This is a genomic window from Bacteroides sp. An322 (assembly GCF_002161765.1).
Lineage (GTDB): Bacteria > Bacteroidota > Bacteroidia > Bacteroidales > Bacteroidaceae > Phocaeicola > Phocaeicola merdavium.
In genome coordinates, this window is sequence record NZ_NFIN01000017.1 from 1 (window position 1) to 22,304 (window position 22,304).

Annotated in this window: 19 protein-coding genes and 1 pseudogene; 4 read left to right on the forward strand and 16 right to left on the reverse strand. The window is 42.6% G+C overall.

The annotated features are described in order from the left end of the window. The 4 genes and pseudogenes from B5F91_RS09760 to B5F91_RS09775 all read right to left on the reverse strand — a co-directional run. Positions 1–271 (reverse strand): annotated as a pseudogene (locus B5F91_RS09760) (hypothetical protein); the annotation flags it as partial. Positions 272–1,065: 794 nt separating this feature from the next. Beyond that, entirely contained in the window at positions 1,066–1,992 is a 927-nt protein-coding gene (locus tag B5F91_RS09765) for a carbohydrate kinase (RefSeq protein ID WP_087428908.1), read from the reverse strand. Between the two features lie 26 nt (positions 1,993–2,018). Further along, positions 2,019–2,618 carry an SIS domain-containing protein gene (locus tag B5F91_RS09770; RefSeq protein WP_087428909.1) on the reverse strand — a complete coding sequence of 200 codons (600 nt, stop codon included), beginning with the start codon at positions 2,616–2,618 and terminating at the stop codon, positions 2,019–2,021. 58 nt (positions 2,619–2,676) lie between these two features. After that, complete coding sequence (locus tag B5F91_RS09775) at positions 2,677–3,210, reverse strand: TIGR00730 family Rossman fold protein (protein WP_087428910.1); 534 nt, start codon at positions 3,208–3,210, stop codon at positions 2,677–2,679. Between the two features lie 111 nt (positions 3,211–3,321). Between B5F91_RS09775 and B5F91_RS09780 the strand changes: the two genes are divergently transcribed. Both B5F91_RS09780 and B5F91_RS09785 read left to right on the forward strand, forming a co-directional pair. Continuing rightward, positions 3,322–4,545, forward strand: coding sequence for a pitrilysin family protein (locus tag B5F91_RS09780; RefSeq protein WP_087428911.1), 1,224 nt, complete (start codon positions 3,322–3,324; stop codon positions 4,543–4,545). Between the two features lie 268 nt (positions 4,546–4,813). Beyond that, on the forward strand, positions 4,814–7,564 hold the full coding sequence (locus B5F91_RS09785; RefSeq protein ID WP_087428912.1) for a hypothetical protein: 2,751 nt from the start codon (positions 4,814–4,816) through the stop codon (positions 7,562–7,564). A gap of 409 nt (positions 7,565–7,973) precedes the next feature. Here B5F91_RS09785 and B5F91_RS09790 read toward each other — a convergent pair whose 3' ends face one another. Beyond that, on the reverse strand, positions 7,974–10,124 hold the full coding sequence (locus B5F91_RS09790) for a M3 family metallopeptidase (RefSeq protein WP_144025100.1): 2,151 nt from the start codon (positions 10,122–10,124) through the stop codon (positions 7,974–7,976). A gap of 104 nt (positions 10,125–10,228) precedes the next feature. Between B5F91_RS09790 and B5F91_RS09795 the strand changes: the two genes are divergently transcribed. Continuing rightward, positions 10,229–10,504 carry a hypothetical protein gene (locus B5F91_RS09795; RefSeq protein WP_087428913.1) on the forward strand — a complete coding sequence of 92 codons (276 nt, stop codon included), beginning with the start codon at positions 10,229–10,231 and terminating at the stop codon, positions 10,502–10,504. Positions 10,505–10,707: 203 nt separating this feature from the next. Next, entirely contained in the window at positions 10,708–11,169 is a 462-nt protein-coding gene (locus B5F91_RS09800; RefSeq protein ID WP_255376665.1) for a glycosyl hydrolase family 8, read from the forward strand. A gap of 225 nt (positions 11,170–11,394) precedes the next feature. On the opposite strand, the gene B5F91_RS09805 is transcribed toward B5F91_RS09800, so the two are convergent. From B5F91_RS09805 to folK, 11 genes are all read right to left on the reverse strand, one after another. After that, a complete protein-coding gene (locus tag B5F91_RS09805) occupies positions 11,395–13,221 on the reverse strand; it encodes a PL29 family lyase N-terminal domain-containing protein (protein ID WP_087428915.1) in 1,827 nt (608 codons plus the stop codon). A 447-nt stretch (positions 13,222–13,668) separates the two neighbouring features. After that, positions 13,669–14,961, reverse strand: a complete 1,293-nt coding sequence (gene tyrS / locus B5F91_RS09810) for a tyrosine--tRNA ligase (RefSeq protein WP_087428916.1) — start codon at positions 14,959–14,961, stop codon at positions 13,669–13,671. 75 nt (positions 14,962–15,036) lie between these two features. After that, on the reverse strand, positions 15,037–15,675 hold the full coding sequence (locus B5F91_RS09815) for a TatD family hydrolase (protein WP_087428917.1): 639 nt from the start codon (positions 15,673–15,675) through the stop codon (positions 15,037–15,039). A 41-nt stretch (positions 15,676–15,716) separates the two neighbouring features. Next, positions 15,717–15,938 (reverse strand): membrane protein insertion efficiency factor YidD, encoded by a 222-nt coding sequence (gene yidD / locus B5F91_RS09820; protein WP_087428918.1) that lies wholly within the window; start codon positions 15,936–15,938, stop codon positions 15,717–15,719. Between the two features lie 3 nt (positions 15,939–15,941). Next, entirely contained in the window at positions 15,942–16,337 is a 396-nt protein-coding gene (rnpA, locus tag B5F91_RS09825; protein ID WP_087428919.1) for a ribonuclease P protein component, read from the reverse strand. Positions 16,338–16,448: 111 nt separating this feature from the next. Then, positions 16,449–17,195 carry a uroporphyrinogen-III synthase gene (locus B5F91_RS09830; protein WP_087428920.1) on the reverse strand — a complete coding sequence of 249 codons (747 nt, stop codon included), beginning with the start codon at positions 17,193–17,195 and terminating at the stop codon, positions 16,449–16,451. A gap of 4 nt (positions 17,196–17,199) precedes the next feature. Continuing rightward, entirely contained in the window at positions 17,200–18,003 is an 804-nt protein-coding gene (locus B5F91_RS09835) for a DUF4271 domain-containing protein (RefSeq protein WP_087428921.1), read from the reverse strand. Continuing rightward, positions 18,000–18,587 (reverse strand): TIGR00730 family Rossman fold protein, encoded by a 588-nt coding sequence (locus tag B5F91_RS09840; RefSeq protein WP_087428922.1) that lies wholly within the window; start codon positions 18,585–18,587, stop codon positions 18,000–18,002. Before B5F91_RS09840 ends, B5F91_RS09835 begins: the two co-directional genes overlap by 4 nt. 109 nt (positions 18,588–18,696) lie before the next feature. Then, positions 18,697–19,989 (reverse strand): methionine adenosyltransferase, encoded by a 1,293-nt coding sequence (gene metK, locus B5F91_RS09845; RefSeq protein WP_087428923.1) that lies wholly within the window; start codon positions 19,987–19,989, stop codon positions 18,697–18,699. A gap of 223 nt (positions 19,990–20,212) precedes the next feature. Then, positions 20,213–21,760: an ATP-binding protein gene (locus B5F91_RS09850; protein ID WP_087428924.1), complete on the reverse strand. Its 1,548-nt coding sequence runs from the start codon at positions 21,758–21,760 to the stop codon at positions 20,213–20,215. 56 nt (positions 21,761–21,816) lie between these two features. Further along, positions 21,817–22,296, reverse strand: coding sequence for a 2-amino-4-hydroxy-6-hydroxymethyldihydropteridine diphosphokinase (gene folK / locus B5F91_RS09855; RefSeq protein WP_087428925.1), 480 nt, complete (start codon positions 22,294–22,296; stop codon positions 21,817–21,819). Between the last annotated feature and the right edge of the window lie 8 nt (positions 22,297–22,304).

A 22,304-nucleotide genomic window follows, 5' to 3' on the forward strand; every position in this document is an offset into this window, starting at 1 on the left:
CTTCTTTAATGCCGGTGCATTCAGGCATAGCAGCTGAAACGTCTCCGTTCGGTGTATGAACGATCAATTTGCCATCGCTGAACTCGATGCTTTCCACGCATCCCAAAGCATTTACTTTGGTCTCCAGGTCAGCCAAGTCTGATGCAATCTGATCAACCCGTTGGTTCAGGTTATTGATGTCATCATCATAATCATTACAAGAGGTAAAAGTTCCTGCCGAAGCGAACAAAAGCGCTCCGAACAGCAGTGCACTTAAATACTTTTTTCTCATAACAAAATAAATTTAATTTATAAATTAAAAAAACTCAAATCGTTCTAACTCAAGTCGTTACAAACAATTCCCTAATCTGCCGAAACCCCCGAATCCTTTTTGTCTTGTAACCGCGCCGGTTACTGACCAAATCAGCTTCCAACGCTCCGTATTTCGGGACACAGCAGTTTTACCATAGAACTCTTCCTTTTTTAATCACGTTGAAATCCGTATCCGGATACGTCTCTCGCTGCTTTCAAAAGGTTTTCATTCACAAATTTTGTTTTAGAAGACAACTTTCAAGGCACAAATGTAAATGTTTTATTTTATACATGTATACCTTCGTACAAAAAAGTTCGGCTAATTTTATATTTATTAACATAGAGACAAGAGCAATGCTCAAAAAACGGGGATTTGTGCAATGTTTTTGTCATATTCCTTAGGGTTTAGGCTAACAAGCCAGTTTGATTCCTTACTCCTTATTATATTATATATAGCATCTCGGAAGCATCAGCATAAGAAAAACCGAATAGATTCCGAACAGATTTGAAACGGTTCCGAACGTACTTCCGCCTACCAGTTCTCCGGCTTATCTTTGCATTGTCAATCAACGACAAGCGTTCTATGACTTTTTGTAACACTACCCGCCTGCGGAACGGTTTATAATAAATGAATATCCGCAAAGTACCAACTGTAGGGGCGTATCGCATACGCCCTGAAAACATCCACGTGAATAAGTGTGCGCATTCGGGCGTATGCGATACGCCCCTACGATAATCCAATTGTTTTAATCTGCGTAATCTGCGGTGAGAAAGCTACTTTCGGAACTTCTCTGCAAACTCCAGCGAGACGGAATTGGATACGCTTTGGCACACCTCGCTTCCGAAAGCCATACCGCACGCAATGATTTCATCCCAATCCTTTTCACTCAATCCACTTATATCAGAACGGCGGATGCGGTTGGCTATCAATCCATATACAATGCCGGCATTGAAGTTATCGCCTGCTCCAATGGTACTTACCGTTTTGACCTGAGGCACAGGATAATGCTTGTCGAAGTTTCCTGTGAAAAGACGGACATCACGGGGACCATCGGTACAGATAAACGACTTACAATAGAAATCTACCTTCTCCCGGTAAATGCGCTCCGGATTATCCAGACCAAACATAAAGCGAAAGTCCTCGGTAGACCCACGTAAGATATCGGTGTATTCGAAATTTTCGAGGATAGTGGGCATCAGCTTGATAGCTTCATTGGCATGCGTGCTGCGGAAATTAATATCATAATAAATGATAGCTTCCCGTTCGCGAGCCAAATCGAGCAATTCTTTAACTTTGTCTCTCAATACAGGTGTAATGGCAAAATAAGAACCTATCATCACGATATCATCTGCCTGGATATCGGGCATAACGACATCCAGACGCTGGCGGGGGTAATCTTTATAAAAGATGTATTCGGCATCGTTATGCTCATTCAGAAAAGCCAAAGATACAGGAGACTTTCCATCGGGAAAAACATTGACGCTGTCTGTACGCACGCCATTGGCACGCATATTTTCCAAGATGATTTCCCCCACACGGTCGTTTCCGGTTTCGCTGATAAAGGTCACATCCATGCCCATTCTTCCTAACGATATCATAGCGTTATAGACTGAACCTCCCGGCACGGCTGCCTGAGGCTGGTTATCACGAAACAGAATGTCGAGAATGGTTTCTCCTATACCTATTACTTTTCTTTTCATGGTTTATATATTATTGATTCTTAGAATTATTTGCTCAATTCCCGCGAACGTTCACCCAGATATCCACCGTGATGCCGTTTGCTGTATTCTTCGATTGTAAAGCCAGTCTGCTTCATTGTCTCTACCACAAGAATATCGCCTATAACCGTCATGACGGTAGTAGAAGTGGTAGGAGTCATGCCTAGCGGGCAGACTTCATCGGGATGGCCTGTAGCGATGCAAATATCTGCCGCCTCTGCCAAAGGGCTGTCCGGATTGCCGGTAATCACAATCTTTTTCAGATTCGGATTGAGCCGCTCTGCCAAATCGGTAAGTTCGATAATCTCGCGTGTCTTCCCCGAATTGGAAATCAAAAGCAAGAGGTCATTCTCTTGCAAGATGCCTAAATCGCCATGTTGTGCCTCACTGGGATGAAGAAACACCGAAGGAGTTCCGGTAGAACAGAATGTAGTGGCTATATTCATGGCAATCTGTCCGGCTTTTCCCATGCCGCTAGTCACCAGTTTCCCTTTCTTTTGATGCACTTGTTCCACAATCAGACTGACTGCTTTTCCGTAGGCATCGGTTATCGGGATATTAAGCACAGCTTGCGCTTCGCGGCGCAGCAATTCATGAATGGAATCCATTTCTTCAGTGAATAATTAATAGTTAACAATTAATAGTTTATCTCATATCGTCGGTGTCTTACATCAGCAATTCCGCCAATTCTTCGAAGGTATTTGCCACCTTATAATATTGTTTCAGCGGGCGATGGGCAAAACGGGTTTCTTCAAGCGTATGGAAAAAATGCAGGATGTCATTCCAAAATCCATTGATATTATAAAAGATGACCTGCTTTCCGTGATACCCGATTGTTGCTGAAGCCATGACATGGAATATCTCGTCTAACGTACCGACTCCTCCCGGCAAAGCAACCGCCACATCGGCTTCTTGCAACATAATGTCCTTCCGGTCGCTCAGATTAACGGTGTGGAATGTTACGTCCAACTTATCGCTCACCATACTCCGTTCTTCGAGTTTAGTAGGCACTACGCCCATAAGCATAGCCCCTTTTGCCTTGGCAGCTTCGGCTACAACCTCCATCAGACCGGTATTTGCTCCGCCATATATCAGCCATTTATGATGTTCGCCCATCCATGCGCCCAATTCTTCTGCTTTTTCCTTATATATCGGGGCTATTGAATCGGATGCGGAACAGAATAATGCTATCTTGTTCATGTGTATGAAGTTTATAAACTCAAAACTTACTTGCAAATATCTGCATTTTTTCTGCAAAAGCAATGAGTATTATTGTATTTTTGCATCCGAATTTATTCTAACAGAAAAAACATGGGCTATCAAACTGTTACTTTACCCAACGGAATACGCATTATCCACGAGCAGAACCCAATCAATGTGGCATATTGCGGTTATGCCATTGATGCTGGAACACGCGATGAACAGGCAGACGAACAAGGCATGGCGCATTTTGTTGAACATCTGATATTTAAGGGAACCCGCAAACGCCATGCATGGCACATATTGAACCGGATGGAAAATGTAGGCGGGGACTTGAATGCTTATACCAATAAGGAAGAAACCGTCATCTATAGCGCTTTCTTGAAAGAAGATTTCTTGCGTGCGGCAGAATTGCTGACTGATATTGTATTCAACAGTACTTTCCCACAAAATGAAATCGAAAAAGAAGTGGAAGTCATCATCGATGAAATACAAAGCTACGAAGACAGCCCAGCCGAACTGATATTCGATGATTTCGAAGAATTGATTTTCCCCGACCACCCGTTAGGGCGGAATATTTTAGGCAAGCCTGAACAGCTTCGGAATTTCCGGAGCGAAGATGCCTTACGCTTTGTCAACCGCTATTATAAACCGGATAACCTGATTTTTTTTGTGCAGGGCAATCTGGACTTCAACCGCATTGTGCGGAGTATGGAAAAAGTGACGGCTGGAATCCCTTTTAGCACAACAGAAAATTACACCCGTCAAGCCCCCGGACCTTATCATCCTCGTCAAGTCGTTTTGCACAAAGATACGCATCAGGCACACGTAATGATAGGCGGACGCGGATACAATGCTTACGATGAACGACGTACAGGACTTTATCTGTTGAACAATATTTTAGGCGGACCGGGCATGAACAGCCGGTTGAACGTAGCTTTGCGCGAAAAAAGAGGATTGGTATACAGCGTAGAATCCAATCTGACTGCCTATACTGATACAGGAACATTTTGCATTTATTTCGGATGTGACCTTAAAGATACCGACCGATGCATCGAATTGGTACAGAAAGAATTGCGCAACCTGCGCGAGCAACCGTTAACCACATCACGCCTAAACGCTGCGAAGAAACAAATTATCGGACAAATCGGTGTGGCAAGCGACAATTTTGAAAGCAATGCCCTTGATATGGCAAAATCGTTTCTTCATTATAAACAATATGAAGCTAAAGAAAAACTTTTCCAGCGCATCGAATCTTTAACTGCATCCTATTTGCAGGATATAGCCAATGAAATGTTTGATGAAAACTATCTTTCCACATTGATTTATCAATAAGCCTTTCTTTTCTAATTTTCTCATACCAAACACTCGTCAGGTTTTGGACTACAAAACCGGCACATATTTGCGCCGCGTGAGTTCCGAGCCTCTTGAAGCCTAGGATTAATTCACTATCTATCAACTACTTACCCATACCTACGTCAGTTTCCGGCGCGGTTACAAGACAAAAAGGATTCGGGAGTTTCGGCAGATTAGGAAATTGTTTGTAACGACTTGAGTTAGAACGATTTGAGTTTTTTAATTTATAAATTAAATTTATTTTGTTATGAGAAAAAAGTATTTAAGTGCACTGCTGTTCGGAGCGCTTCTGTTCGCTTCGGCTGGAACTTTTACTTCATGTAAGGACTACGATGATGACATCAACAATTTGAGTCAGAGAATCGACCAAGTTGCTAGCGACTTGAGCGACTTGAAGACAAAGGTTGACGCTTTGGGCGGTTATGTAGAGAACGTTTCTTTCGCTGATGGCGTATTGAGCGTTACTACTGGTGGAAACACCGTAACTTACAACATCCCCGACAAAACCGGAGTGAATGAAGTGACTTTGGCTTTGGAAGGAAATAATTTGGTTTTGACGGTTGACGGAACTGCTACTACTATCGAATTGCCGGCTGGTGAAAGTGGCGAAACTCCTGAAATTCCGGAAATCGAAGTTATCGACGGCGTTCTTTATATCAACGGAGAAGCTCAAGACTTGAAAGTAGACGTTGAAAGCAACGTTACTATCATCGAAAGCACTATCCCGGGCAACGAAACTTACACCGTTATGGTTAACGGCGAAGAAGTAACTTTCGCTAAGGCTTTTGCTGATGTAAGAATCACATTAGAAAGCGCTAACAACGGAAGCGATGGCTTCTATTTTACAGAAGTCGGTTTGTTGGCTGCTGCTGACAATCAACAATCATACGGTATTCATTGGGCAAGAGCAACTAAAGATATTGCATGGGACGGTCCTAAGGGCAATATCGCAAGCGGTACATTGGTTGTAGGTCAGACTACAGCTGCTGAAGTGACTGTACGTCCGATTAACTTCGACTTGAAAGCTCACGAAAACGAATTGACTTTGGTTTCTTCTACAGGCGTTGTAGCTCCTGCTAAAGTAGTCGTTTACAAGTCTCAAGACAATGGTCCGTTGCATAGTGGTTCAAGAGCCGCTGACATCACATACGATGACGTAAAACAGGGTGACTATGTATTGGGTATCCAATTGAACAGCGATTTGACCGACAGACAAGTTATCGAATCATTCGCTACTGCTGACGGCAATCACAACGTAAAATATGCTTTAGCTCTTGACGGTACAGTCGTTACTGACTATAATTTTGTTATTGATACACAACTGAAAGCTGATACTCAAACTAAGTGTGAGAAACCGCAACCTAGCAAGTTTGTTATCGGAGGAGAAAACTATTGGGAAGCTCCTACAGGTACTCACCAAATGACTTATTTGGATGGCCGTATCTATGATATGAAGGTTGAAATTGACCCGAGTTCTCAATCTGATGCTAATGTTTATGGTGTGAAGATTAATGAAGACGGAACGATTACAGCCGGTGCAAATGCAGAAAGTCGTCGTTTTAAATTGCAAGTAACATTGATTGACGTTAACGGAAATATTTCTGAAACAGAAGTTATTGAAGTTGTGTTCAAGCAAGCTGATCCTGCTCAGATTACCGAATTGGCTCCGATGCCTTATACTGTAACTCCGCTTGCTGATAAGAGTGTAGTTATCAATTTGGGTGACGTATTCACTTCATTGAGCGATGAAGATGCTATTGCGCTTGATAGCAGAAATAACATTGTATGGGATATCGAAGATACAGATGATACCTTCGTTCTTACTCAAACAAATTTGAGAGCTTTGAATGGAGAAATTGCAGGTGGTATCACTTACTATTCAGATGCTGCTTGTACGCAAGAAATCGATGCTAATGACTGGAATGACGGTGAAGCAGTGAAGTCTATTAAGTATGCTAAGATTCCTGTAACGAACTATAACCTCTTCGCATCGTTAGGTGAGCACTTGTTGTCTATTAAATTATATAGAGAAGTTGGTGTTGTTCCTACTGATCCTGTTTATAAGACTATCAAGACTGTTAATGTTCCTGTAGATGTTCAGTTGCCTGCTTGGGAAGCCTTGTTCTCTCAACCTACTCAAACTTGGGACAACGACACTTACATAACTCGTATTGTTGATGTTCGTGGTACTGGAACAAACCGTCGCGCTGAAATCTCTATGGATGCTTATGCAGCCGTAGCTGGTTCTGGAGCAATCGCTGATGATATCAAAGTTAACTACATCGGTGCTAATATTGATGGCAATATGATCAATGCTATCAATGGAACAAGTGATAATAATCCTTTGATGATAGCACAACAAGTAAATGCAAACTTCGTATTAAAAGCTGAAGCAAGTATCGCTGATGCAAATGGTAACCTGCCAGCAGCAGATATGACAGCTGACTTCCAATATACAATCGGTAATGTTCCTGCATTTACTGTTAAGAAAGAAAATGTGAAAGTTCATATCAAGTCTATCTTTGAAGATGTTACTTACGTTTGGTACAATAAGGACGGTAATGAAACTACTGGTCCGGCAGAATTGGATGGCGTAACAAGCACTATTAAGGGTACCGGTTCTACAGATTCTGATAAGAAGAAAGGTTTAGCACTGCGTTTCATCTCTCAAAATATAGAAATTGGTGACTTAGATCATGCTACTTGGGGTCAATTCAATGTATTAGGCCTCTTAGGCGGTGTTCAAGATCTCGTCGCAGGTGCTCCTACAAATAGAACTCAAATTGGATATGAAATGGAAGCAACAAGCGATGGTGTTTCTGCTATCACCATTACTAAGACTGCACACGTTGCATCTCCGTATGCTCAATCCTTCATCACTCTTACTCCGACAAGCGGTGTAATTTCTGACAATGGTGGTACAATCACATTGACATTCACTGACTTCTTAGGAGTTAAGACTGAAGTTGTTATTCCGTTCGTAAAGAAAAATCTTTAATAGATAGCAATATCTCTCTCTAAATAAAGAAGCGGCTCTGAACAGACCCGCTTCTTTAAACAGACAAGATTTTTAAGTAATTAATGCTTACCAAAGAGGTATTCTTGGCATAAAGCTGAGAATACCTCTTGCTTTTATATGCTTCCTGCCAATCCGGCACTTAGCTACTGACAAAAATGCATACGGCTGCATCAGCCAATTCATACGGGTGCATCAGCTATCGAAGCCTGCTTCGTAAGCCAATGCACCCGTATGCGTTTTTAATTATATGAACGTCCGCATTTCAGCAAATTAACTGTAGGGGCGTATTGCATACGCCCGAATGCACACACTTATCTACGCGGATGTTTTCAGGCGTATGCGATACACCCCTACATTGGTGCGGACATTCATATTTAATTATCAATGATTATTCTTTATCTTGTTTCAAAGGAGTGGGCGTATCCAAGCCACGCTTTTCGAGCAACCACTTGATTTCGGGACCTTTGCCACGGAAGTTGACGTACATATCCATAGCGTCATCGATGCCGCCCGGAGTCAGGACATACTTACGGAACTTGCTTGCCACTTCGGGGTCGAACAGGTTTCCGCTCTCTACGTATGCCCCAAAGGCATCACAATCCAGCACTTCCGCCCAGATGTAGCTGTAATATCCGGCGGTATAGCCTCCACCCATAGTATGCGAGAAATACGTGGTTCGGTAACGGGAAGGAATCTGCTTCAACAAGCCACGCTTGCCTAAAGTTTCGGCTTCAAACTCCATGACATCCATATTGGCAGGCACCGACTTCAATGTATGGAAATCCATATCGAGGAGCGACGCGGCAAGGTATTCCACCGTAGCAAAACCTTGTCCGTACTTGCTGCTCTTGTCGTATTTCTCAATCAATTCGGTCGGGATAACCTCACCGGTTTGATAATGTTTGGCATACACCTGCAACATTTCCGGCTCGAAAGTGAAATGCTCGTCGATTTGAGAAGGAAGTTCCACAAAATCACGAGGCACTCCGCTTACGCCTTGATAATGTACATCGCGGAACAGACTATGCAATCCGTGACCGAACTCATGGAAGAGCGTGGTAGCCTCATCAGGACTTAACAACGCCGGTTCTCCAGCCGAAGGTTTAGTGAAATTGCATACAATCGTAACTACAGGCACGACCTTATTGCCATTCTCATCGTAAGATTGGGGACGATAGCCTCCACACCATGCTCCCCCACTCTTGCTGGCACGCGGGAAGAAGTCGAAGTAAAGGATGCCCAAGGGTTTTCCGTCTTTGTCGATACACTCGAACACTTGCGCTTCGGGATGAGGTTTCGGCATGTATTCCAAAGGACGGAACGTGATGCCATACAGGCGGTTCGCCATATAGAAAGCACCTTCGCGCACATTGTTCAGTTCCAAGTACGGACGGATTTCATTCTCGTCCATATCGTACTTATGCTTTTTCGCCTTCTCGAAATAATAACGCCAGTCCCAACCTTCCGGCTCGAAATTGTTGCCTTCGCGCTTGATTTCCGCCTTGATGTCGGCTAACTCTTCTTTCGCCTTAGCCAATGCGGGCGTCCAAAGCTGGTCGAGCAGGTCGTACACGTTCTTTTCGTTCTTTGCCATACGGTCTTCTAATACCATGGAGGCATAATCTTCATACCCCATCAATTTGGCTTTCTCCAAACGGGCAGTAATCAATTCGCGCACCACCTGCTTGTTATCGGCATCGTTTCCGTTGTTTCCCCGGTTGATATAAGCCTTATAGATACGCTCGCGCAAGGTGCGGTTATCGGCGTATTGCAAGAAAGGCATGATGCTGGGATTGTGCAATGTAAACACCCATTTGCCTTCTTCGCCCATGCTCTTAGCGGTCTCGGCGGCTTGGGCAATCAGGCTGGCTGGCAATCCGCTCAAGTCTTTTTCGTCCGTAATGACCAATTTAAACGCATTGGTTTCTTTCAGCATATTCTGCTCGAACGTAATCTGAAGCATCGATATCTTTTCGTTCAAGGCACGTAGCTTCTGCTGGTCGGCATCGCTCAAGTTGGCTCCGCTTCGAACAAAGTCCTTGTATGTATTCTCCAATAATTTAATCTGTTCCTTGTCAAGGTTGAATTTCTCACGGTTCTCATATACTTCCTTTACCCGCTGGAACAGACGCTTGTTTAACGTGATATCATCGGAATGTGCCGAAAGCAACGGAGCCATTTCTTGCTCTAAAGCCTGCATTTCGGCATTCGTATTGCATCCGCTCTGTCCGAAAAATACGGATGCAACCCGTTGCAACATTGCTCCGCTCCGGTCGAGTGCCACAATGGTATTCTCGAAATCGGGCATCGAGCGTTGATTTACAATCGCATCAATCTCTTTCTTTTGTTCTTCCATTCCTTTCAGGAACCCTTTACGGTAATCCGCAATGGTAATCTGTTCGAAAGGAGGAACCCCGTAAGGCGTTTTAAATTCGCTCAGGAACGGATTAACGTGTCCCGTAGCGTCTTGTCCGTAAGCCGCCACGCCCGCGGCAAAGCATACGGCAAACATCAGTCTTCTACAAACATTGGTTTTCATATTTCTCTATATTTATCGTTTTGTGCGCTAAATTACGGAAAATTTCAAGAAAAGGAAACCAAAATGTGCTATCTTTGTAAAAGTAACAACTAAACACATGGATTATGGAAACAACTCTGAATACAAGTGCCGAATTACTTCGTCAAATCGGTTACCTTGCCGATGATGAGAACAGCCTGAAAAAACTCCTTGCCTATACCAAGAAATTAGTGACTAAGAAAAGGGAGGCGGAAGAAGAACCTGTACAGACTAAAGAGGAAATCCTTGCCGACTTTGCCGAGGCTTGCCGGGAACTGAAGTTGCATAGGGAAGGGAAAAAAGAACTTCAAACATGGGATGAGTTTAAAAAAGAATTGCAAGATGAAGGATATTACAATTAAACTTTCGGCTATATTTCGAAAAGAATTCAAGAGGCTTGCAAAGAAATACCGTTCACTTCCTTTCGATTTAGACAAATTGATAACAAGAAGAAATCGACAAACGAGTACAAACCGTTTTCAACGGAATCTTCTCGCCTAAGAATAAAGTCTATGTAGAGCCTGATGACTCCACAGCTTATATCTGCGACATCGTACACAACGATGTGCGCAGCGAAGGTATGTCATACGGAATGATGATAGCCGTCCAGTTTGATCGGAAAGACATCTTCGACCGCCTTTGGCGCTGGAGCAAAACCTATATGCAACACAAAGAAGGTCCTTCGGAAGGATATTTCGCCTGGTGCTGTCGCACGGACGGAAGCCATATCGACGGTGGTTCTGCTTCGGACGGCGAACTTTACTTCATCACTTCGCTGATTTTCGCATCAAACCGCTGGGGGAATGAAACTGGCATCAACTACCTTGCCGATGCACGCCACATCTTAGATTGTGCTTTGAAAAAAGACGGAACAGGCGGTATTATGCCACTTATCCATAAAGAGCACAAGCTCATTACCTTCGTCCCGAATGATTTCGGGTATGCGTTTACCGATCCCTCTTATCACCTGCCCGCCTTTTACGAAGTATGGGCACGCTGGGCAGATGACGGATGTTCCGACTATTGAATAGAAATAGGCTTTCATTTTGTCATTCTGAACATAGTGAAGAATCTCGAAAACACAAGCTGATGCACACGAGATCCTTCGCTTTGCTCAGGATGACATTACTTTTTGATAGGCTATTTGTCTTTTCGAGACAGCCCTTTTTTTTAATATATTTACTATATACAATTAAATCGGGGCAACGCTGAACGCGCTGCCCCGATGATAGAAAAAGTTATAAAAAACCGTTTATGATGCAGAAGTAACAAACTCTACATCTTTAAATATAATTTCTGCTTGATATTTTCCATCGGTCGATTTGATGACAATCTTTACTGTATGCTTACCTGTCAACATATCCCTCGTGAAATTCATTTTAACAATGTATGAATTACTAATAGCACCCGTTACAGGCAGATCTTCTAACGATACATCAGTAAACGAAGCGTTTGTATCTATCGTAGTACCTCCTGTATAAGTAGCGAACAGACGTGGATCTTCATCTTCTAACTGGATCCATTTGTATGTATCAGGACGATAGTTATTTAAGTCACTAAATACAGTATGAATGGTACCCTTAGTAGCTCCCCAATTATAATAAGATGAATTTGTATTTACTGATTCAACTGACCATCCCCCATTACCATTGGGTTGGTTAGGTTCGTCTGTAAAGTGTACGTAAATGCGGTTAGCACCTGGACGGAAAGTAAAGTTTTCATCGGCAAAATGTAACATGATACCACCACATTCGCCTCCTGCATTGTTATATGCTGCGGCTTTAGTTTCCAGATTAGCATCTACATAACCTGTAGTACGGTATATTCCGTAAGTATGTCCGCTCCGGTTATTCAAATAATCATGCAATGCCTCTACCGTTGTAATATCGATAGCTCCATTCACATAATTATGGTCAATACCGACACAACCGAATTGTACATCCATCGTTTGTGACAAAGTAGTAGACCAATCTATAATTTCCTGTGCAACTGTATTGGCTTCTTCACTCATACTGCCAGAATTATCTACCAAGAATACCACATCAGCTTTTGCCTGACTTACGAAAGAAGCTGTACGCGATACAGCACCACGTGATTTTGCTTGTACAGTTTCACTATTGATTACAGAAATTGCTTTCGGTTTGCCGTCGACTTCTACCCAAATGTTTTGGCTTGCATGTCCTGTTCCAAACAGTTCCATCCATTCGTCAGTTCCCGGAATCTGGATACCAGTCAAACTCATATTTAATATATCCTCATTATTCTCATCAACATAAAATGCGGGTTGAGGAATAGTCAAATTAGATTCGCCCTGAAGAGTCGGAGTTGCACCTGCTTTACTATCCGGCATACCGATAGCTGCATTGTTATCAAACGGCATAGAGATTTCTTCGCCTGTTGCAGCCAATACCAGTACCAAATATCCGTTTTCTATCTTTACAGAACTAAAGAATGAATCACCGTTAGCGCCAGGAGCACCATCAGAACCATCCGCTCCGTCAGCACCATCTTCACCGTCCTTACCAACAGCTTTCACCGGATTACCTGCTTCATCTAATATTTCTGTAAATGTCAAACCATTATCATAACTTACAATCCAGAAACCATTTGCATTTACTTCCAGCTTCGGAGTTATGGCATCTTTTCCTGAAACAGGCAACTTATTACCCGCATCATCTACTAGCCATGATACAGCACCATCAATAACCTGAATCCAATAATACTTACCATCTGTATCTTTTTGGATACTAATAACAGGAGCATCTGCTCCGTCAGCACCATCCACTCCATCTGCACCATCTGCTCCATTAGTAATAGTAGCTGCCGTTCCATCGGAAAATTCAATTGTGTAACCATTATTTGTGCTTGTCACACTTGAAATGTAAACACGATTTGCAATTCCATTTATCAAAGTCTGTAATGAAGAAGTTTGTTCATTCAGATTTTCCAATGTTTCCTCAATTGAAGTAACCCGGTCGTCTAACGAATTGACTTTATCCCACAATTCGCCGTCATCATACTTACATGATATAGCCGTCATAACAAGCAATACCAATAACCAAATGTTTTTTGCTTTCATATCTTCTTTAAAATTTAATAATTAATTACGATACAAAGTTACAATTTTGCACCAAATATTAAAAATAAGTTATGGTTTGCAAATAACTAAATGGCTATTTTATGAAACTATATAATTAAAAATAACAACTATGATGATAAAAATATATGATGATAAAACATGACAAATAACATCCATGAGCTTTTATACTCATATCATCTCTTCTTATCGTTTTACCATTCACAATGATTTAACATTGCATTTTGAACTAGAAACTTATCTAACAAAAAATTAAACGCAAAGAGGGTGAATCAAAATAAAATTTAGCTTTCATTTTGTCATCCTGAACGTAGTGAAGTATCTCGAATACGCAAGTTTACGCACACGAGATTCTTCACTGCGTTCAGAATGACATTACTTTTTGATAGGCAAATCTCATTTTGAGACAGCCTCACGATTCTAAAAATCTTATTTCGCGATAATCAAGTAATAATTCTTCTTACCACGCTGAACGAGCAAATATTTCTCGTCAAGCAAGTCATTGGCGGTAATTACTTGGTCGAATGCGGTGAGCTTTTCTTTATTGAGCGATACGCCTCCGCCTTGTACCATTTTGCGCATCTCGCCTTTCGAGGGGAAGATAGCGGTTTTTTCCACGAATAAGTCAACGGCTTTGATGCCTGCTTCAATCTCAGCCTTAGCCACTTCAAATTGAGGTACACCTTCGAATACGGAAAGCAATGTATCTTCATCCAAACGCTTCAATGCATCAGAAGTAGCGTTTCCGAAAAGAATGCCCGATGCTTCCACGGCTGCATTGTAGTCTTCTTCAGAGTGTACCATGACGGTAACTTCTTTCGCTAACCGCTTCTGAAGCGCACGCAAATGCGGAGCGGCTCTGTGTTCAGCTATCAATGCATCGATTTCTTCTTTGGTGAGTGAAGTGAATATCTTGATGTAGCGTTCGGCATCTTCATCGCTCACGTTCAGCCAGAACTGATAGAACTTATACGGAGAAGTGTAACGCGGGTCGAGCCATACGTTTCCGCTTTCGGTCTTTCCGAACTTGGTACCGTCGGCTTTTGTCACTAACGGGCAAGTCAAGGCGAATACCTCGCCTCCGTTGGTACGGCGAATCAATTCGGCACCTGTAGTGATGTTACCCCATTGGTCGCTTCCGCCTAACTGGAGCTTGCATCCGCGAGTCTCGTATAAATGCAAGAAGTCGTATCCTTGGAGCAATTGATAGGTGAACTCGGTGAATGAAAGTCCGTCGCGTGCTTCGCCGTTCAAACGTTTTTGCACGGAATCCTTCGCCATCATATAATTAACGGTGATGTGCTTGCCTACCGTACGGGCAAAGTCCAAGAAAGTAAAGTCTTTCATCCAATCGTAATTGTTCACCAGTTCTGCACGGTTCGGGGCATCCGACTCAAAGTCGAGAAACTTGCCCAACTGCTTCTTGATGCACTCTTGGTTATGGCGCAAGGTTTCTTCGTCCAGCAGATTCCGTTCCTGCGATTTGCCGGAAGGGTCGCCAATCATACCGGTAGCTCCGCCTACCAATGCCAAAGGCTTGTGTCCGCAACGCTGGAAATGCCGCAACATCATCACACCACACAAGTGACCGATATGCAAGGAATCGGCGGTAGGGTCGATACCCAAATAAGCCGTAACCATTTCTTTTTCCAACAATTCTTCGGTGCCGGGCATCATGTTATGCACCATTCCACGCCATTTTAATTCTTCTACAAAATTCATCGAATGAGATTCTTAGTTTAACATTATAGTAAAGTTGAGGGCAAAAGTACGACACTTTATCTGAATAAGCAATTTTTATCGGTTAAAAAAGAGCGAGTTAACCGTCCGGCAAACTTCGTGAGCCAAGGATTCGGGGCTAATCCCACGTATTTCCGCAGCTCTGCCGTATAAAGAGCTGATAGGGACAAGGCTTTCATCGGTCTCGAACAAGAAGCTTCCTTCGGGCATTTCCCGCAAGGCATCGGCATGATAACGCTCGCCGAAAGACAGATAGAACCCTTGATTCACTAAGCTTTGGGCAAGTTCCTTCTTGCCCCGGAAGCCATGAATAATCCAAGGCTGGGAAGGATGAACCTCTTTTTTTAGAGCAATCAATTCGTTATAAGCCTTTACGGCATGAATAATCAAAGGACGGCAATAGTGTTCGGAAAGGGAAATTACCTTACGGAAAGCTTCTTCCTGTAAGGTGTAGGGCGTATCACAACACTTGTCAAGTCCGGCTTCGCCTAAAGCGATTATCCGTTTATCATCCTGCAACATCGATTCCACCCATTGAAGCCGCACGGGATAATCCTCGTCCGTAAGATGCCACGGATGTATCCCTACCGAAATGTATATAGCTTCATCGGGTGTCGGCATATAGTTGCTATCGGCATTGTATATAGCTTCGGAAGGACATGCAGATAAATGATGGGTATGGATATCGAAATACATCTTAAGTAAAAGAAGATAAAGAAGGTAAAGAATTAAAGCAATTAGGGAACCGGGTCGTATCCCGAACCGCCCCACGGATGACACCGAAGCAAACGGCCTATAGCCAAATAAAGCCCTTTGAACGGACCATGCTTTTTTATCGCTTGTACGGCATATTCGGAACAAGTCGGGGTAAACCGGCAAGAAGGAGGAGTAAAAGGAGATATGCAATTCCGGTAAAAGTAGATAGGGAGCAAGAGTAAAAACGAAAGAATCTTTTTCATGCCTTATCCGATACGCTCCGCTATGAGCTGGAGCAACTTTTTTACTTTCTCTTCCACTTCCGAAGAAGCATGAAGCTCATCATCGAGCCAAATAAAAGCAACCGCCAGTTTTTTGCCTTTCGCTTCTAAAGCATCGGTTAGCAAGGACTTGTTTTTACGGTAAGCTTCCCTCACTTGACGTTTCACCCGATTGCGCTTTACCGCCCGTTTGAACCGTTTTTTAGAAACACTAATCAAGACAGAAGCAGCAGGGAGGTTTTCATTCTCTATCGGCATATAAACGGCACGCAAGGGGAAAACAGCCAATGACTTGCTGCCTCCTGCAAACAATTTGCCAATCAATAGCAAACTGCTTAAATGTTCGCTTTTCGGGAAAACCGGTCTTACTTGTTCTGGCATGATTTAAACATTAAAGAAACGCAGATTAACACAGATTTTCACAGATTTTTATTCTCTTGTCATCCGCGCAAATCTGCGTTAATCTGCGTTTCAATATACCTTCGATGAATCTTATTTATTATGTTCGCGGATAAACATATCCAATGCAGCGGGCATTGAAGGTGCAGCTACTGTAGGAGCTTCCAAGTCCAAGCGCAGCCCTGCATCCTTTACCGCCTTTGCTGTAGTCGGTCCGAAGCTTCCGATAGCAATATCCTTTTGTTCAAACTGAGGGAAGTTCTTCATCAATGACTGGATTCCAGCCGGGCTGAAGAAAATAAGCATATCGTAATCAAACTTCTCTTCGGGTGTGAAATCATTGCTTACCGTACGGTACATCACGGCTTCGGTATGCTGGATGTGATGCTTATCCAATAAATCTTTCACTTCATCGTTGTGCACATCCGACATCGGAATCAAATATTTTTCCGTGCTGTGCTTAACAATGGCAGGTACTAAATCAACGAATTTACCTGTAGCGCCGAAGAATACTTTTCTTTTACGGTATTGAACATACTTTTGAATATACAAAGCAATGGTCTCTGACGTGCAGAAATATTTCATGGTTTCCGGCACCGTTACGCGAAGCTCTGTACATAAATTAAAGAAGTGGTCAATAGCATGACGCGAAGTAAATACAACGGCAGTATGATCCAGGATAGAAATCTTCTGTTGTCTAAATTCCTTTGCCGATAAACTCTCAACTTTTATAAAGGGGCGAAAATCTATTTTCACTCCATACTTCTCAGCAATGTCAAAATAAGGTGACTTTTCTGATGTAGGTTTAGGCTGAGAAACGAGGACTTTTTTAATCTTCAAGGCGCTAAAAATTTAAAATCACAATCTGGTTTATATAGAGGATTCCTTTTACCAATAGCAAAAGGGGTACCATTTCGAGGGCACAAAAGTACAGAATTAAATGTAGAAAACCATAACTTTGGCTGAAAAAGTTCCTAAAACCCTTATAATATAACAATATTTTAGCGAAAACTAAAATAAACAGCATAAAAATACTGCCTATATGAAAGTCCAGATTGTAATAAACCAGAAGCAGGATTAACGGGAAAAGCAAAAGGCATTGGCCGCAAAGCGTATCAAAATAAGCCTGAATCCACCTGCGCTTATGTTCTTTTTCGAAGAATATCCAATTGATGAAATTATAGCTTCCCCATTTCAACAATACATAAAAAAAAGCGACAAAAACATACATGCCTATAATTGCTTCACGGGGAGTGACAAAAACTAATGAAGGGAATTTCTCTATGGAATAACAAAAGAAAAACAGACCATAAAAAACACACGTAAGCGAAGATAAGACAACAACCGCTCCATTGCTTGAACCTGATGTGTCATCGAATAAACTGCTTCGCTCTTTGTGTTGGAACAGGCTTTTGAGATGTTGGAAGATGTATTTCTTCCCGTTTTTCAGTGCGTATGACAACAATAAGAAACAGAACAAAAGCAAGCAGGTCACCGACCATTCGGAACGAAATTGATAAGGCAATGCTTCTCCACGCATACCGGGAGTCTCCTGTATGCTTCTCATCAATGCACTATCAAGTTGCAATTGTTGCTCATGCATTTTCTCGGCAATGTATTCGAATCCAATGGTGCTTGTTTCTTTCATACTTCCGCAAATTTACGGATTTCTTTGTTCCAAAGCGGAATTGTACAACATAAATTTACAGCTTCATCGGGAGTAAATGCGATTTCCCATAAAGATTCATGCTCACGGCGCATAAAATGTTGGTCGATCGCTTTCTCCAACATCTCAATCAACGGGTTATAGAAACCGCTTGTGTTTAAAATCACAACCGGCTTGTCGTAAAGCCCCAATTGTTTCCAGGTAATGATTTCCATCAGTTCCTCCATCGTGCCGCATCCGCCAGGAAGTGCAATGACCGCATCCGACATTTGAGCCATTAATTCCTTACGCTCGTGCATGGTTCCGGTTTCTACCAGTTGGGTCAAACCTGTATGATGCCACCCCCGCTCTACCATAAAACGAGGAATAATCCCGGTCACCGTACCTCCTGTAGCAAGGGCTGTATCGTTAAGGCATCCCATCAATCCTACTTTACCCGCTCCGTCAATCAGGTTTATCTTCCTTTCGGCTAAAAGATACCCCAATCTTTCTGCAGCCTTAAAATAAGCCGGAGCGATTTGCGGGCTTGACGCACAATACACACAAATATTCTTTATTTCATTCATATTATAAAGAGAGATTCAATAAACGCAGATTAGCGCAGATTCTCGCAGATTATAAAATTTATATTTCTGCGTTAATCTGCGAAAATCTGCGTTTTATAAGATTCGAGTATTACAATCCGAAAGCCGCTTTTACTTTATCTACGTAGTCTAACTTCTCCCAGGTGAAAAGTTCCACCTCTACATCTTTATTGCCTTCGTAAAGCGATTCGAAATGCTTGGTCACTACTTTCGGCTCACGTCCCATGTGCCCGTAAGCTGCCGTTTCGCTATAAATCGGATTACGGAGCTTCAACCGTTCTTCGATAGCGCGCGGACGCATATCAAATATTTCATCTATCTTCTTGGCGATTTCCCCATCGCTCATGGCTACATGGCTTTTCCCGTATGTATTGACATAAATGTTAATCGGGCGTGCTACGCCGATTGCATACGATACCTGTACCAATATTTCATCTGCAACACCGGCAGCAACCAGATTCTTAGCAATATGACGGGCTGCGTATGCGGCACTGCGGTCTACTTTGCTGGGGTCTTTACCCGAGAAAGCGCCTCCACCATGAGCGCCTGCTCCTCCGTATGTATCTACAATAATCTTACGTCCTGTCAAACCCGTATCTCCATGAGGGCCTCCGATAACGAACTTGCCGGTCGGATTGACATGGTATGTAATTTGGTCATTGAATAATTTCAAGACTTCCGGATTGTGGATTCCGGCAATTACACGAGGCATCAAGATATGGATTACATCTTCATGAATCTGTTTTACCATTGCTTCATCCGCCTTCAATTGAGCTTCTTTCGAATCATCCTCGGGCAAAATGAATTCATCATGTTGGGTAGAAATAACGATTGTATCAATCCGCACCGGGCGGCGGTTATCATCGTATTCAATGGTTACTTGGCTTTTTGCATCCGGACGGAGGTAAGTCATCACCTTGCCTTCTCTGCGGATATCTGCCAATACCATCAGTAATTTATGTGCCAAATCAAGCGATAAGGGCATGTAGTTTTCGGTTTCGTTCGTAGCATAACCGAACATCATGCCTTGGTCTCCCGCACCTTGGTTCATCGGGTCTTCACGCTCTACGCCACGATTGATATCCGGGCTTTGTTCATGGATAGCAGAAAGCACTCCGCATGAATTGCCTTCAAACATATATTCGCTCTTGGTATAACCGATGCGGTTGATTACCTCGCGTGCCACACGCTGGAGGTCGATGTAAGCTTTTGTTTTCACTTCTCCTGCCAGTACTACCTGTCCGGTAGTTACCAATGTTTCGCAAGCTACTTTCGAACTGGGGTCGTATGCCAACAGTTTGTCAAGCACAGCGTCGGAAATCTGATCCGCCACTTTGTCGGGGTGTCCTTCTGACACCGATTCGGATGTGAATAAGTATCCCATTTTTGTTTTTATAATTAAAAGGATTAATAAAAATGCCGTGTACAGACAAGAGTAGGAATACAAAGAAGCGGGAAAATAAAAATGAATGTGTTTTAGCATTTTTTTCCGTGGTTGCAAGCTACTCAAATCTTTCCACTTTTAAATTCGGCGCAAAGATACACTTATTCCTTGAAATAAGGATAGGTTAAAGATGCATTTAACATATTTCTATATTATGAATTAATTAATTGACTATCCACTTCTCGATATTCCTTGCCTGTGCACTGAAATTCACCCCTACCTTATATAATTGGCGGGTATCAGACAAGAAAGGTTGTGCATAATGCTTCTCTTCTATTTGGCGCAATACTTCTTCTGCCGTACCATCTAATTTAAACTCCATTACATAGATATAGCGGTCGGTCTGTATCGTCAGGTCGATGCGCCCTTTTGAAGTATGGTATTCTGCATGAGTGTAAAAGCCTAAGAGTTTAAAGACAATGAAAAGCACATTCTGATAGTGCAGCTCCAAGTCGCGCACCAATTCATAGGGGGTATCTGCAAAAAAACTTTGCAGGCGTTGCATGAAGGAATCGATATCACCCGATTCCACATCCCGAACAAAAAGACTGATTTGGAAGATACTTTCCGATTTTCCTACCTTGGCATAATAAGGAAGCAAGAAGCTGATAAAACCCTTTTCTACTTCCTCATTGGGGAATCCCAAACGATAAAGTCCGAAACGTTTATCGTAACCTTTAATAGTAAGATAACCGCTTTGGTAAAGTAACGGGATTGGATTTTCGTCCATCGATCCAATTCCTCCCAAAACATCAGAGGTCGTTTGCTCTTGAGTCAACCGGTGTAAATCGTAATGCGTATGCTTTAAGGTTTCAACCAAGAAAGTAGGCGTACCTGTATCAAACCAATAACTACCAAAACGCATTTGGGCAAATGTATTCAGTAAACTAAATGGATTATACATGTCCGGACATTCCGCACCGAAATGATAACCGTCATACCATTGTTTTAGCGTCTGTTGCGCTTCTTCATAAATCATTCCGTTGGCTTCTCCTAACTGAGCAATATCTTCTTTAAAATCGGTAAGCAGTTCCTGCTCGGTGATACCGCAGATGCTGGCATAGCGGTGATCCATCGAAATATCCGCCAAATTATTCAAGTCGCTGAACACACTGACTTTACTGAACTTGGTCACGCCCGTCAATAAGGCAAAGCGGATAGAAGCGTCACAACTTTTCAGCACACCGTAGAAAGCTTTCAGCGTGGCACGGAAATCGTCTTGTAAATCCGGCTTGCCGATAGTTTGAAGCAATGGCTTATCGTATTCGTCCACTAACACCACAACGTTCCGTCCAGCCGCCTTGGCGGCACGCTCAATGACATCGACAAAACGTAATGAAAGCGACGGAATTTGCGGCTCAATTTCATACTCCGCTTCCCATTTCTTCAGATTCTTATCTAAAATTCTTTCCAAACTTTCTGGCGTATCGTATTTCTGTGAGTTCAAATCGAGATGCAAGACAGGATATGCCGTCCAGTCTTTTTCTAATTGTTCCATAGCCAAGCCTTGGAACAACTCTTTCCGTCCTAAGAAATAAGCTTCCAAGGTAGAGATAAGCAGACTTTTGCCAAACCGACGAGGCCGACTCAAAAAATAATATTTACCAGTCTTTACCAACCGGTAAATCAGTTCGGTTTTATCTGCATAATAATATCCTCCTTTACGAAGTTCCTCAAAACTCTGTATGCCTATCGGATAATGTTTGCCCATAGCTGTTGTGCGTTAGATGGTTTAACTCTACAAAAATAGTAAATTCCTACATAACTTTACTTACTATCTTCTTTCTTTTCCTTAAAAAACAGTGCGCTTAATTTCTTCCCGAATACCGGATGCACTACATCCGGCGCTATCTCCACCAAAGGGTTCATTACAAAGTCACGTTGAAGCATAAGGGGATGAGGAATAGTAAGTTCAGGGGTTTGTATTATCTCCTTATTATATAATAGGAGGTCGATGTCGATGATGCGGTCGTGGTAAATGCCTCCCGTTGATTTGTGGGTACGTCCTAATGTACGCTCTATTTCTTGTGTACGGTGCAAGACTTCCAAAGGTGATAAGGAGGTTTCAACGCATATTGCCGCGTTCAGGAAACTATTTTCCGACTCGAATCCCCAAGGAGCGGTCGCATAAAAAGAAGATAGGGAAATCACTTTCCCTATCTTTCCACTTATCAAATGAACCGCCGCATGCAAGTTTGCGGCTTTATCTCCTAAGTTTGTACCAAGCCCTAAATAGACTATTGCCATTTCTTTAT